Source organism: Streptomyces sp. NPDC079167, assembly GCF_040686735.1.
GTDB lineage: Bacteria > Actinomycetota > Actinomycetes > Streptomycetales > Streptomycetaceae > Streptomyces.
Genome location: NZ_JBFBLO010000001.1, coordinates 387,371 through 400,894 on the forward strand (window position 1 = coordinate 387,371; position 13,524 = coordinate 400,894).

Annotated in this window: 12 protein-coding genes and 1 pseudogene; 5 read left to right on the plus strand and 8 right to left on the minus strand. The window is 68.6% G+C overall.

Annotated features, from left to right (window positions below; all coding sequences use genetic code 11):
• Positions 1-209 precede the first annotated feature (209 nt).
• From AB0P41_RS01860 to AB0P41_RS01875, 4 genes are all read left to right on the plus strand, one after another.
• Positions 210-761, plus strand: coding sequence for a helix-turn-helix domain-containing protein (locus AB0P41_RS01860; RefSeq protein WP_356707607.1), 552 nt, complete (start codon positions 210-212; stop codon positions 759-761).
• Positions 758-2,290, plus strand: coding sequence for an MFS transporter (locus tag AB0P41_RS01865; RefSeq protein WP_356707608.1), 1,533 nt, complete (start codon positions 758-760; stop codon positions 2,288-2,290). Before AB0P41_RS01860 ends, AB0P41_RS01865 begins: the two co-directional genes overlap by 4 nt.
• 302 nt (positions 2,291-2,592) lie before the next feature.
• A complete protein-coding gene (locus tag AB0P41_RS01870) occupies positions 2,593-4,392 on the plus strand; it encodes a phosphatidylglycerol lysyltransferase domain-containing protein (protein ID WP_365929463.1) in 1,800 nt (599 codons plus the stop codon).
• Between the two features lie 147 nt (positions 4,393-4,539).
• The gene (locus AB0P41_RS01875; protein ID WP_365929465.1) at positions 4,540-5,907 is read left to right on the plus strand and encodes a cytochrome P450; all 1,368 of its coding nucleotides are present in this window, start codon (positions 4,540-4,542) and stop codon (positions 5,905-5,907) included.
• 345 nt (positions 5,908-6,252) lie between these two features.
• Here the strand turns inward: AB0P41_RS01875 and AB0P41_RS01880 are convergent, their stop codons facing one another.
• Positions 6,253-7,143, minus strand: a complete 891-nt coding sequence (locus AB0P41_RS01880; protein WP_365929466.1) for a MerR family transcriptional regulator — start codon at positions 7,141-7,143, stop codon at positions 6,253-6,255.
• 365 nt (positions 7,144-7,508) lie between these two features.
• Here AB0P41_RS01880 and AB0P41_RS01885 point away from each other — a divergent pair.
• A pseudogene (locus AB0P41_RS01885) lies at positions 7,509-8,029 on the plus strand (transposase); the annotation flags it as partial.
• Here the strand turns inward: AB0P41_RS01885 and AB0P41_RS01890 are convergent.
• From AB0P41_RS01890 to AB0P41_RS01920, 7 genes are all read right to left on the minus strand, one after another.
• Positions 8,024-8,368: a hypothetical protein gene (locus tag AB0P41_RS01890; RefSeq protein WP_365929468.1), complete on the minus strand. Its 345-nt coding sequence runs from the start codon at positions 8,366-8,368 to the stop codon at positions 8,024-8,026. The pseudogene AB0P41_RS01885 and the gene AB0P41_RS01890 overlap by 6 nt on opposite strands.
• A gap of 107 nt (positions 8,369-8,475) precedes the next feature.
• The gene (locus tag AB0P41_RS01895) at positions 8,476-8,661 is read right to left on the minus strand and encodes a hypothetical protein (RefSeq protein WP_365929470.1); all 186 of its coding nucleotides are present in this window, start codon (positions 8,659-8,661) and stop codon (positions 8,476-8,478) included.
• Positions 8,662-8,703: 42 nt separating this feature from the next.
• Positions 8,704-9,825, minus strand: a complete 1,122-nt coding sequence (locus AB0P41_RS01900; RefSeq protein ID WP_365929472.1) for a DUF475 domain-containing protein — start codon at positions 9,823-9,825, stop codon at positions 8,704-8,706.
• Between the two features lie 44 nt (positions 9,826-9,869).
• Positions 9,870-10,361, minus strand: a complete 492-nt coding sequence (gene rraA / locus AB0P41_RS01905) for a ribonuclease E activity regulator RraA (RefSeq protein WP_356707615.1) — start codon at positions 10,359-10,361, stop codon at positions 9,870-9,872.
• Between the two features lie 50 nt (positions 10,362-10,411).
• Positions 10,412-11,056, minus strand: a complete 645-nt coding sequence (gene otnC / locus AB0P41_RS01910) for a 3-oxo-tetronate 4-phosphate decarboxylase (RefSeq protein WP_365929473.1) — start codon at positions 11,054-11,056, stop codon at positions 10,412-10,414.
• Positions 11,053-12,327, minus strand: coding sequence for a 3-oxo-tetronate kinase (gene otnK, locus AB0P41_RS01915; RefSeq protein ID WP_365929475.1), 1,275 nt, complete (start codon positions 12,325-12,327; stop codon positions 11,053-11,055). The genes otnC and otnK overlap by 4 nt, the downstream gene beginning before the upstream one ends.
• An 88-nt stretch (positions 12,328-12,415) precedes the next feature.
• Positions 12,416-13,504 (minus strand): isocitrate/isopropylmalate dehydrogenase family protein, encoded by a 1,089-nt coding sequence (locus tag AB0P41_RS01920; protein WP_356707618.1) that lies wholly within the window; start codon positions 13,502-13,504, stop codon positions 12,416-12,418.
• Positions 13,505-13,524: the final 20 nt, after the last annotated feature.

A 13,524-nucleotide genomic window follows, 5' to 3' on the forward strand; every position in this document is an offset into this window, starting at 1 on the left:
TGACCCTCCAAACTAGTCTGACTTGTCAGTACAGTTAAGGAGAGGGGTAATGGCTTGTCAATGCGCAGAGGTGCGACTCGAGCGAGAGGGGCACATCCGGCAGGGGTGGTCGGAATGCCTCTCCGGCTCGAGCGGGACGGCGCCCCCGAGAGGAAGTCACCCTGGCAGCGAATGAGACATAGTTGTCTCACATGGGTTACCATCGGCTCATGAGCTTTGATCGTGATGATGTGTTGCGTGCGACTGCGGATCTGCTGTCACGCAAGGCCACGGCGACCACGGAAGAGGTCGCGCGGGCCGCAGGGATCAGCAGGGCGACGCTGAACCGCCATTTCCCCGGGCGTGACGCCCTGGTACGTGCCTTGGAGGACTTCGGCATCGCCGAGTGTGAGGCGGCCCTGGACACGGCCTGCCTGGAGGAAGGGCCGGCCGAGGAGGCGGTACGCCGTCTGATCCGCGCCATTGAACCCCATGCGAGTCTCCTCACCTTTCTCTACTCCGAGAACCAGCTGTTCGAGGGTGGGCAGCAGAACCCGGGCTGGTCTCGCATCGACGACCGGCTCACCGACCTGTTCCGCCGGGGCCAGGAGGAGGGCGCGTTCCGCATCGACCTGAGTGCGGCGTGGCTGGCCGAAGCTCTGTACGGCCTGCTGGCCGCCGGCAGCTGGGCCGTCATCGAGGGCCGTGTGGCCCGTAACGACTTCACTCACATGATCGTCGAGCTGCTGCTCGGCGGCGCGATGCGGAAGGACGCGTCATGACCCAGTCCCTTCCCAAGACTGAGCTGGGCAGCACACAACGGGCTCCGGGCCGCTGGATCGCCCTGGGCGTCCTGGTCCTGGCCGTACTGCTCGTCGCGGTGGACGCCACCGTCCTCGGCCTGGCCACGCCCTACCTCAGCGAGGACCTTCAGCCCTCAGGGACCCAGCTGCTGTGGATCGGGGACGCCTATTCGTTCGTGATCGCCGGCCTGTTGATCTCCATGGGCAGCCTGGGCGACCGCATCGGCCGCAAGCGCCTGCTGCTGATCGGGGCGACCGCGTTCGGGCTGGTCTCGATACTCAACGCCTACGCGCAGACCCCCGAAACGATGATCATCGCCCGGGCGCTGCTCGGTGTTGCAGGCGCCACGCTGATGCCCTCCACCCTCGCGCTGATCCGCAACCTCTTCCACGATCCGCGTGAGCGCAGCCTCGCCATCGGTATCTGGAGCGCCGCCGCCTCGGCGGGCATGGCGGTCGGCCCGATCGTCGGCGGCGTGCTGCTGGAGCACTTCTGGTGGGGCTCGGTGTTCCTGATCAACCTGCCCGTGATGGCCCTGCTCGTCATCGTCGGCATCAAGATGCTGCCGGAATCGCGCAACCCCTCCCCGGGGCCGTGGGACCTGCCGAGCGTCTTCCTGTCGCTGATCGGCATGGTCGGCGTCGTCTACGCCGTGAAGGAGGCCGCGTCCGAAGGATTCGGCTGGCTCACTCTCGCCGCCGGCGTGCTCGGTGCGGCCGCCCTCTACGGGTTCGTCCGGCGGCAGCGCGCCCTGCCCGTCCCCCTGGTGGACGTCCGGCTGTTCCGCAACCGCGGCTTCAGCGGCGCCGTCCTGGCCAACGTACTGACCATCCTCGGCCTCTCCGGACTGCTGTTCTTCCTCTCCCAGTACCTGCAGCTCGTCCAGGACCGGCGGCCCATCGAAGCGGGCATCGCCGAACTCCCCGCCGCCGCGGGCGCGGTCGTGGCCGGCTTGATCGCCGGCGCCGCAGCGCGACGCTACTCGGTGCGCGTGGTCGTCTCCAGCGGCCTGGCCGTCATCGGCCTCTCCCTGGCCGCACTGACCACGCTCAGCCAGACCACCGGCTACCCCCTGATCGGAGCCACCCTGCTGATCGTCGGCTTCGGTGCCGGACTGTCGTTCACGATCACCTCGGACATCATCCTCACCGCCGTCCCCAAGGAACAGGCAGGCGCCGCATCCGCCGTCTCGGAGACGGCATACGAACTGGGCACCGCTCTGGGCATCGCCCTGCTGGGATCGGTCGTCACCAACATCTACCAGGACTTCACCGGACCGGCCGGGACCCCGGAAGGAGCACACGAGTCCCTGGCCGGAGCCGTCGTGGCCGCCATGCAGATGCCCGCCGACACGGCCACGGCACTGCTCCAGGCGGCACGCGAGTCCTTCGTCGACGGCGTGGCCCTTGCCGCCGGAGTCGGCGCCGTCCTGCTGCTGCTCGCCTCAGCCGTCGCCTGGTTCCTGCTGCGCGGTCAGAAGCTGACCAACGAACCCGTCCAGCACTGAGCAACGAGGAGCCCTGCCGCCTCAGTCACGGGCTGGGTGAACCGGCAGGGCCCCTGCCCGCCACCCTGACCCGCAGCAGCAGACGCTCCTTCTTCGGCCGGCCCACTCCCTCACCCCCGTCCGCCGGCGCGCCAAGAGCTGTGGCCCAGGCCCTCCGTCGAAGACCGGGCAAGTCTTCCGACGGTCGGCCTGGGCCGCGCGAACGCCCCCAGTGCGCGCCAAACGGCCGACGGGCACGCTCTTGCCCCCAGCGGGGCCGTGGCCTGCGCACCACACCACAACTCCCCGCCCAGGAAGACACGATGAACCGCTTCGCCAGCCTCCAGACCACCGCAGACCGCACGTCCCCGTTCTCGCAGCGGGCAGCTTCCTACGCTGTGTGGTACCTGCGCATCGTTGCGTTCATCAACTTCCTCAGCGCGATGTGGGTTTCCCTCGGCCAGGACGTACGGCGGCACAACCAGCAGGACCTGTTCACGCCGTACCTGCTGACCGCCGGCTTTGCCTCCGGGGTGGTCACCGCCTTCCTCGCGGTGACGATGCGGCGCCGCAAACGCGCGGCGTGGATCCTCAACCTGGCGCTCGGCGGACTCTTCCTGGCGCTCGTCTGTTTCGCCATGTTCTTCCCGCAGATGCGGCGGCATCCACAGAACTGGATCTCGGTACTTCTCACCGCCACATTCGTCGCCGCGCTGGTGGCGGGAAGGCGGGAGTTCTACGCCAAGGGCGACCGCTCCAACCCGAAGCTCGCCGCCGCTGTGGCCGTCGGCGGGCTGCTGACGTCTTCGCTGCTTGCCTGGCTCCTGGTGACCGTCACCAACCAGGCGCCGGGAGGAGGCCATTCCACACCCGCGGAGCGCTGGCGTTACGGTGCGTGGCAGCTCATCACCGTCACCGTGGACAAGTCGCGCTTCCCGGCGATCGCCGTCCCGCACTGGGCGAACGTCACCATCAACGTGCTGGGGACCGTGCTTGTCATCGCCGTCGCCTACGCCGCGTTCCGTGCCCGCCGCGCCGTCGACCCGCTCACCGAGGACGACGGTGCACGGCTGCGTTCGCTGCTGGATGTACACGCGGAGCGTGACTCCCTCAGCTACTTCTCGCTGCGCCGGGACAAGAGCGTGGTGTGGTCGCCGACCGGAAAGGCCGCAGTCGCCTATCGGGTGGTGGGCGGTGTGTCGCTGGCGTCCGGGGACCCGATCGGTGACCCGGAAGCCTGGCCGGGAGCCATCACGCCGTGGCTCGCCGAGGCGCGCGCACACGGCTGGGTGCCGGCGGTCATGGGCGCGAGCGAGGAAGCGGGCACCGTCTATGCCCGGCACGGACTGGACGCCCTGGAACTCGGTGATGAGGCGATCGTCGAAGTCGCCGACTTCACCCTGGAGGGCCGCGCCATGCGCACCGTGAGGCAAGCACACAACCGGGTGCGGCGAGCCGGCTACACCGTGCGCATCCGGCGCCACCAGGACATCACGGGCGATGAGATGGCACGCCTCGTCGAGCGTGCCGACGACTGGCGCGACGGTGCTACCGAGCGCGGGTTCAGCATGGCGCTGGGCCGGCTCGGGGACCCGGAGGACGGGCGGTGCGTGATGCTCGAATGCCACGACGTCGACGGTGCACTGCGGGCGCTGCTGTCCTTCGTTCCGTGGGGCCCCCATGGCTTGTCCCTCGACCTGATGCGCCGCGACCGCGACTCCGACAACGGTCTGATGGAGTTCATGGTCATCGAGCTGCTGCGCCGCGCGGACGAGATCGGCAGCACCCAGGTGTCCCTGAACTTCGCCATGTTCCGCTCGGTGTTCGAGCGCGGAGCGCGGCTCGGCGCCGGGCCGGTCCTGCGCCTGTGGCGAGCGCTGCTTCGCTTCTTCTCCCGCTGGTGGCAGATCGAGTCCCTCTACCGCGCCAACGCGAAGTACCGCCCGATCTGGGAACCACGTTTCCTGCTCTTCGAGAAGAGCGCCGACCTGCCCCGCATCGCGCTGGCGTCAGCTCATGCGGAGGGTTTCCTGGAGGCCCCGGGGCTGCCGAAGTGGCTCCATCGCCGGCGTCTGCAGGACCAGCGCCGGCGGACGTCAGTCCACCCGAAGAAGCCCCAGTGAGTCACCCATGACCCCCATGAGACATTTTAGTCTCATATGAGATATCGTCAACTCGTGCGTTCTGAACCCGGACCGGGAGATTCTCCCCGCACGGCCGCCGATAGCAACCGCGTCCAGCGCCTTGCCTGGCTTGCTGAGGGGAAGACCATGAGCAATCGTCCCGTAGGCATCCCTCCTGTCTGCACCGGCAGTTCCGGTCCGCACGGCAGGCGGTTGAAGTTCCTGGCCCGCACCGGGGACCCCGTGGCCAAGCTCCTTGCGCCGAACTTCCGGGGTGACGCCTACGCGTTGTACGAGCGGATGCGTCCTCAGGGGCCGGTCCACCGCAGCCGCACAGGAATGCTCGCTGTCCTCTCGTATGACAACGGCAGACAAATTCTTCAGGATCCGCGCTTCTGGCCATGCGACTCACTCGCTCACCCCACCGGCACAGATACGCCCCCGCCTCGGGCGACGACTCGGGCTGACGGTCACTGCCCGACACGGGTGAAACGATACGACCAGGCGTACGCAGCCGCCGCAGACCTCCTGCGGCCTGCACTGCATCAGTCCACCGCCTCGATCGACACCACCGCTGACCAACTGCTGCGTCAGCACACCGATGCCGATTCGGTAGACCTGGTGGACGACTTCGCCTTTCCCTTGGTCGTCGCCTGCCTCAGTGCAGTACTGGGCATCCCATCAACTGCCTCAGCACGCTTCGCCACCATTTGCGACGTCCTCGGCCACCCCGTAGATGGGGCGCCCTCAGCCGACCAGGCAGAGGCGGTGCACGATGCGGACGAGGACCTGGCAGCCCTGGTGATCCGGATGGAACGTGAGCGGCGACAGAGCCCCGGAAGCGACCTGATCAGTCGGCTCACTGCTTCCTACGGCGGAACCCGGACAGGGAATGACCTGGCCGGACTGATGGATCACGTGCAACGGCGTGCCCGTCAGGAGACGCCACGTACGAGTTCGGGGCGGCCGGACGTCACCCCCGGCAAGTCGAGTCTGGAGGAGGTCGCTGCGGTATGCAGGACCCTGATCATTTCCGGCCTGGACACCGCCGTCTGCCTGTTCGGCAACGCGGTAGCCGCGCTCGCGGCTCACCCTGACCAATGGCAGACACTCAGAACATCTCCGCAGCTCGCGGGCAAGGCGGCGGAAGAGGCTCTGCGCTTCGATCCTCCGCACCAGTTCACTCTGCGCGTTCCCTCCGAGCAGGTCGAGGTCGCAGGTCACACGGTGCCACCCCGCAGCGGCATTCTGGTGATGCTCGCTGCGGCACACCGCGACCCCCACCGGTTCCCCGACCCTGCCCGCTTCGACCTGGCGCGGAGTTCCCGGCTTGGTCACCTCGCCGCTGATGGCGCCCAGAAACTCGAGAACGCACTGGCCCAACTGGCAGGAGAGGTCGCGCTCCGGACCCTGGCGAGCCGATTGCCACTCCTGCGTCCGGCAGGGCAGGCGGTCCGCCGCCCCGGGGGAGCCGTCAGCGGCTTCGCCCACCTGCCGATCCGCCCGACTGCATGAGGCGCGTCTCCGCTGTGCGAAACGTTTCGAAGGCCCTTATGTTCCGAAAGGTGCGGACGGGGCCCACAGCAGGCGATCGAATGGGTCGGTGAGGACCTGACCGTTCATGCCGCGCCGTTTGTGCGTGCCCGAGTGAGAGGTCGCTTTCGTTCGATGTCTCATCCTGAGATGGCATGTTCTGTGCCTGCTTCTGAACCCCGTGTCAGCGGCCAGTTCGGAATCCCCACGTACGACCAGTCGTGATGTCACTCTTGGTTACGGACCGGGCTCGACGTCTGACCCGACCGGTCACATGCGGATGGACGCGACCGGTTGTCGGGCCACGTCAGTGCCAGGCACAGGCGATCAGCTGTCCGCGGAGTGGGCGTCGGCAAGGGCCTCACCGAAGAGCCGCCCGGCGAGTTCCATGCAGCGCATCCGGGCAGGAGAGAAGTCATAAGGCATCTTGGTGATCGCTGCGGCGGCACTCATCTCTGCGCCCTCCTCCCTTTTCAGGTCGGCGTCGTAGTTCTCGATGATCTTCTCCTCGGCCGCGTCGAGACCAGCTGCCTCGATGGCCTGATTCAGAATCATTAGGTGAGCGCATCGCTGTACGGCGAGCTCTTCGACGCGCGGGTCGTCGGGTTCGACGCCGCCGTCGAGGGCGGCCTCGGCCGCCTCAAGTCGGTCCTCCTCGGCCCGCAGGTCGGGGTGGGTGGCCAGCACGATGAACGTGCCGGCCTGGATGGCGGCGCCCAGCGGCCCGAAGATCCGTTCTGTGACCAGCAGGGCGTCCAGATCGGAGGGGCGCAACGCGCCCGGGGGCAGGTGGCTGAGCCGGTCCGTGACCAGTTCGCAGAGCAGCCCCAGCGGGCTGCCCACCGCCTGCAGGCGCTGGACAGCCGCGCGCCGACGTTTGATGGCGGCCTCCTGCGCCGCCAAGGTTTCCTCAAGCCTGCTCAGGACCGACTCGATATCCGGGGCTTGGTCCAGAGCTTCGTCTCCAGCTTCGTCCCGGGCTTCGCCGAAGGCGGCCCGGATGCCGTCCAGGCTGATACCGGCATCAGCCATCTTGCGGATCCACAGCAGGCGGATCATGTCGTCATAGCCGTAGCGGCGGCGGCCGTCCCCGCCGCGCTCTGGCTCCGGCAGCAGACCGATCTCGTGGTAGTGGCGGATGGCGCGTGGGGTGATCCCGGCGAACGCGGCGGCATCACCGATCTTGACCTGCCGGGGAGGCGTGAGGGAGGGGTACATCGCAGACAGAGCCTTTCGTGCTGTGGTGCCCCGACCCCACCACATGCCGCTACGGCATGTGCAACAGCCCCATCCAGGTGCCACCGGAGCAGGCCCTAGCTGCCGCCGGGACCGATCAAGAACGACAAACCATCCGAGAACGCAGAGTGACCACCGGCGGCCGGATAGCTCCCCGCCAGGTGGCCGCTGCTGGGGAATTCCCACTGGCCGCCGACACTCCGGAGCGGGCGGCTTCGGTAGCCTGATTCCAAGGTGGGTTCCAGGTCAATTGGTGGCCACCACCTTCAGAACGATCAAGGCAGGTCGGTTCGCCGACCGCCTCGCCAGCCCCTGGGGCTTGTTCTCCATGGACAACATTCCGCCCGTCCCAACCGAGTGCATGCGTCCTGGACGCCCAGAGCATCAAGACCTCCGCCAACGTCCCGGCCACCGGCCAAGGCATCGACGCGGGCAAGGAGATCGCGGGCCGCAAGCGCCATATCGGCGTCGACACCCTCGGCCTCCTCCTCGCGGTCTGGGTCACCGTGGCCAGCGTCTCCGACAACCCCGGCGGTATCCATCCGCTCTCGCGCATCGCCAAGGCCCACCCCAGAATCACCAAGGCATGGGCCGACAGCGGTTATCGAACCAAGGCCATCGACCACGGCGCCACCCTCGGCATCGACGTCGAGGTCACCCGCCGCGACCCGGGCCAGAAGGGCTTCAAGGTCGTTCCGCGGCGCTGGGTCGTCGAGCGGACGTTCGGCTGGCTCATAGTTCACCGCCGCCCGCCCGCGACTACGAAACCCACCCGCACCGCTCCGAAGCGATGATCCGCCTCGCGAGGATCGACCTGATGAGCCGCAGGCCCACACGAGAGTCGACTCCGAACTGGAAGGACTCATAGCCGCCGGGCCACACTGGCCCGCGCGTCCTCGCCCCTCATGGCCTGCGGCCAGCGGTCATCAATGACACCCGCCGCTTCCCGGCAAGCGCCACAGGCGTTCCTACGCTGCGGCAGCCACCCGTAATCGGACGCCGACATGCCGGCTTGCCGGACTTCGCACAGCGTCCTGTCGAAGATGCCGAAGGCGTGGGAAACGTCGAGGGGAAGGCCGTCCGCGACCGCCCTTTCCCAGCGCCTCTCCACGGGCAGATACGGCGGCCGCGCGACCTCGAACCACTCGCCGCCCACATGGGTGGCGGCATGGCACCAGGAACAGGACCAGATCTCCTCGTCCCACACAGTCGGCAGCGCCGGCCACCGCCACATCGCCCGTCCACACACATCGCACTCCACAAGCGGATCTTCACACGCCTCCGGGCGTGACCCCAATCCGCTGACATGGCGACTTACCAACCACCCCGGACGGGATAAAACGCCTCCCGATACGGGGCGTCGGCGACGATCCGGTTGATCAACAGCAGGGTGCCGGCCAGGATCACGCACGCCTTGGTCCGCGCGACGCGCGTCCCCTCGGCCAGGGTGGGGCGCGAGCGCGGCCAGCACGTCGACGGCTTCACACCTGTCTCCCCCACGGGCCCGTCCTTAGCGGGTGAGGATGCCGACGGGCTGGTCGTTTACAGTCCGCCGCCAGACTTCTCGTGCTCGGCCAGGCGTTTGTTGCGGCGGACGGAGGAGAGGAAGGAGGCACCTATCAGGACCACGCCGACGAGACCGGTGATGAGTTCGCTGATCTCGTACTGGATGGTGACGAGGAGGATGACCGACAGTGCGCCGATCGCATAGTGCGCGCCGTGTTCCAGGTAGACGTAGTCGTCGAGGGTGCCCTCGCGCACCAGGTACACGGTGAGGGAGCGGACGTACATGGCGCCGATGCCGAGCCCGAGAGCCATCAGGACGATGTCGTTGGTGACGGCGAACGCGCCGATGACCCCGTCGAAGGAGAACGAGGCGTCCAGGACTTCCAGGTAGAGGAACATGAAGAACGCGGCCTTGCCGGCCAGGACGATCGCCGGGCGGGGCTTTCCGCCTGCGCGTTGGGCTTCTTCGTCTGCCGTCTGCTCGCGTTCTTCCTCCGCTTCGAGTCTGTCCTCGAAGTAACCGGAGAGGCCGTTGACGATCATGTAGGTGATCAGGCCGGCGATGCCGGAGAGAAGGACCGTCTCGGCCTTGTCTACGTGGGCGCCACCGTGCTGGTGGGCGTGGGTGGCGAAGGTGAGGGCGGAGACGAGCAGCACGATCAGGGCGACGCAGGCCGAGAGCATGTCGACCTTGCCGAGCTTGGCCAGCGGGCGTTCGATCCGGCGCAGCCACTGGATGTCCCGGTCCTCGAAGATGAAGTCGAGGAAGATCATCAACAGGAAGATGCCGCCGAAGGCGGCGATCGCCGGATGGGCGTCGGTCACCAGTTCCTGGTAGCGGTCCTTGTCGGTGAGGGCGAGGTCGACGGCTTCGATGGGGCCGAGCTGGGCGCTGACGGCCACGATGACGACGGGGAAGACCAGGCGCATGCCGAAGACGGCGACCAGAATGCCGATGGTGAGGAATGCCTTCTGCCAGAAGGCGTTCATCTTCTTGACGATGCCGGCGTTGACCACGGCGTTGTCGAAGGAGAGTGAGATTTCGAGCACGGAGAGGATCGCCACGATGCCGAAAGCGGCCCACCCTCCGTAGAGGACCGCGGCTGTCAGGCCGAGTGCGGTGACCGCGAACGACCAGCCGAAGGTTTTCAAGAGCACTGGTTACCCCATCGTGGAACTACGGGTCGCCCCGTGCCGTGTGGTCAGGTGTTGTCGGGGAGAAGAGCGATGCCGTCGTCGTCGGCGTGCAGGATGTCGCCCGGACGGAAGGTCACGCCGCCGAAGGCGACGGGGACGTCGATGGCGCCGACGGCGTCCTTGGAGCTCTTGCGGGGAATGGTGCCCAGGGCCTTGATGCCGAGCTGGAGGCCGGCGAGGGCCGTGCTGTCGCGGACGGCACCGTGCAGGATGAGGCCGGCCCAGCCGTTGTCCTGGGCGGCGCCGGCGATGAGGTCGCCGACCAGAGCGGTGCGCAGGGAGCCACGCCCGTCGACGACGAGGATGCTGCCGTGGCCGGGGGTGCGCAGCAGGTCGCGCAGCAGGCCGTTGTCCTCGTGGCAGGAGACGGTGCGAACGGTGCCCGCGAAGCCTCGATGGGCGCCGAACTGGCGGAACTGCAGGTCGCAGACGCGCAGAGCGGTGCCGTACTGGTCGACGAGATCGGCGGTGGGGACGGGGGTGATGGTCTCGGGCATGGGGAGATTCCTTCGCTGGGGGGCTGCCGCGCTCGTTTCTTATCCGGCCGTCAGGGGGATGTGGGTGCGAGCGCGGCAGCCTGCTCCGGGGTGAGAGGGCGGGTGGAGTGTCCCCTCAGGAGGAGGTGCAGTTTGGCGGTCTCTTCGAGTTCCTCGATCGCGTCGGCGGCCTGTTCCAGGGTGGCGGCCGCGATGACGGGACCGTGGTTGGCGAGGAGGAGAGCGTGGTGCGTGCGGGCTGTCCGCTCCGCGAGCGGTTCCAGACTGCTGTCGCCCGGGGGGTGGTACGGCAGCAGCGGCAGGGTCCCGACGCGCATGGCGTAGTACGCGGTCAGCGGCGGCAGGACGTCGGCAGGGTCCACGCCGTCCAGGCACGAGACGGCGGCGGCGTGGGTGGAGTGCAGGTGCACGACAGCGTGGGCGCTCGGCCGGGCCCGGTAGAAAGCAGCGTGCAGAAACGCCTCTTTCGTGGGGGGCGGGCCGTGGAGGTGCTGCCCGGCCAGGTCGGCGCGCGACAGATCGGCTTCCTCAACCGTTCCGAGGCTGGAGCCTGTAGGGGTCAGGAGAAGGTTCCCGTCTGCCAGGCGCACGGACAGGTTGCCGGTGGAGCCGTGGGTGAGGCCGCGGGTGAACAGGGAGCGGGCGGTACGCACCATGAGTGCGCGGGCGGCAGTCTCGTCGGTGTAGGCGCTCACTTGGGTTCCTGGGCCGGGGCGTGGAGGGCGCGGGTGAACAGGTCGGGGGAGCCGAAGTTGCCGGACTTGAGCATGAGTGCGAGGTCGCCGGACGGGGTGTCGGCGTACGTCCACGGCACCCCGGGGTCGGCTTCCTCACCGACGAGCACGGCACGGATGCCGAGTGCGGTGGTGACGGCGCCGGAGGTCTCCCCGCCGGCGACGAGCAGGCGGCGTACTCCGCGTTCCACGAGGTGGGCGGCCAGGGTGCCCAGGAGGTCTTCGACCTGTGCGGCGGCTTCGGCGACACCCAGCTGGGCCTGCACGGCGGCCAGTTCTTCCGGTGACGCGGAGGCGTAGATCAGCACGGGGAGCTCGGGGTCCTGCTCGTCGTACCAGGTCAGCGCCTCGGCGGTGACGTCGCGGCCGGTGGCGGCGGCGAGAACGTCGAGGTGGAGGGAGGGAAGGCCGGCGGCGTAGAACTGGGCGATCTGCTCCAGGGTGCGGGCCGAGCAGCTGCCGGCCAGGACGGCGGCGCGCCCGTCGCGGGGCAGCGGCCCGGCGGCGGCCGGGCCGGTGGCGGGGTAGGCATGCCCGAGTCCCTCGGCCAGGCCCGCGGCCCCGCCCACGACAGGCAGTTCGAGCGCGGCGGCGCCGATCACGGCGAGATCCTCGTCGGTAAGGGCGTCGGCGATGACGTGCTGGACACCGGCCTGCTGATGCGTCACGAGAGCGTCGCGGACGGCCTCGACCCCTTGGCGCACGGTTGCCCAGTCGATCAGGGCGACCTGGTGCGGAGTCTGCGCCGACAGCAGACGCACCAGCGCGGCATCGGTCATGGGGTTGAGGGGGTGGTGTCTCAGCGGCGAGTCGGACAGCAGCTGGTCGTGGACGAAGAGGTGCCCCTGGTAGACGGTGCGGCCGTTGGGCGGTGAGGCCGGGCAGTGCAGGGTGACGGCCGCCCCGGCAGCGTCCATCAGAGCATCGGTGACCGGACCGATGTTGCCGTCGGCAGTGGAGTCGAAGGTGGAGCAGTACTTGAAGTAGACCTGCGCCGCGCCCTCGGCCCACAGCCACCGCTGTGCGCCGAGGGAGTCGGCGACGGCCTCGTCGGCAGGGGTGGAACGGGACTTGAGGGCGACCACGGCGGCGTCGCAGTCAGCGGGCAGTGCGGTGGTGGCGTCCGGGGTGCCGAAGACCAGGGCGGTGCGCAGGCCGGCGCGCCGGAAGGCGGCGGCGACGTCGGTGCCGCCGGTGAAGTCGTCGGCTATGCAGCCGATGCGCAGGGTCATGGTCGGTGGTCTCTCCTCGGGCGTGCTGGTGAGCGTGGGGATCCGGAGCGGGCCGTGGTCGGGAGCAGCCCGCCCCGGAAGTGGTGCCTCAGTTCTGGCCGGCGCCGGCGCTGATGGCCTTGATGACGGCGGCGGTGAACTCGCTGGTGGAGGCAGTGCCGCCGAGGTCGCGGGTGGAGACGCCGGAGGCGATCGCCTCGGCCACACCCTTCTCGATGATCCTCGCGGTGGTGGCGAGGGCCTCGTCGCCGTGCTTGGCGGCGAGCCACTCGAAGAGCATCGCGCCGGAGAGGATCATGGCGACCGGGTTGGCCTTGTTCTCCCCCGCGATGTCGGGGGCGGAGCCGTGCGATGCCTGGGCCATGGCGGTGGTGGCGGAGGAGTTGATGGAGGGGGCGGTGCCGAGCGAGCCGGAGATCTCACCGGCGAGGTCGGAGAGGATGTCGCCGAACATGTTCTCGGTGACGATGACGTCGAAGTCCTGCGCGCGGCGCACCAGGTGGACGGTCATGGCGTCGATGTGGAAGTCGTCGACCGCCACGTCCGGGTAGTCCTGGGCGACTTCCTGGCACACGGTGCGGAACAGGCCGGTGGTGAGCTTGAGGACGTTGGCCTTGTGGACGATGGTCAGCTTCTTGCGGCGCGAGCGAGCGAGGTCGAAGGCGACGCGGGCGACGCGCTCGGTGGCCTGGCGGGTGATGATGCCCAGCATGATCGCCGTGTCGGGGGTGGGCATGAACTCGCCTGTGCCGGCGAAGGTGTTGCGGTCGGCGTAGAAGCCCTCGGTGTTCTCGCGGACGATGACGAGGTCGGCGTTGTCGCAGACGGCCTTGGCGCCGGGGAAGCTCTTGGCGGGGCGGATGTTGGCGAAGAGCTGGAAGTGCTTGCGCAGGGTGCCCGAGGGGTTGAGGGCGGACTTGTGCGGCTCGGGGTAGCTGACGGAGTCGTGCGGTCCCAGGTACCAGCCGTCCAGACCTGCCAGGGCGTCCTTGGTCTCTTCGGGGACCGGGGTGCCGTGGGACTCGATCGCGGTGGCGCCGAGCGGCAGGGGCACCCAGTCGACGGAGACGCCGGCGGCCTGGGCGGCGGCGGTGGCGATCTCTACGGAGGAGGGGACGATCTCGGGGCCGATGCCGTCGCCCTCAAGGACGCCGAGGCGGTAGGTCGTGGTGCTCATGGTGAGGGTTCCTCTCAGAA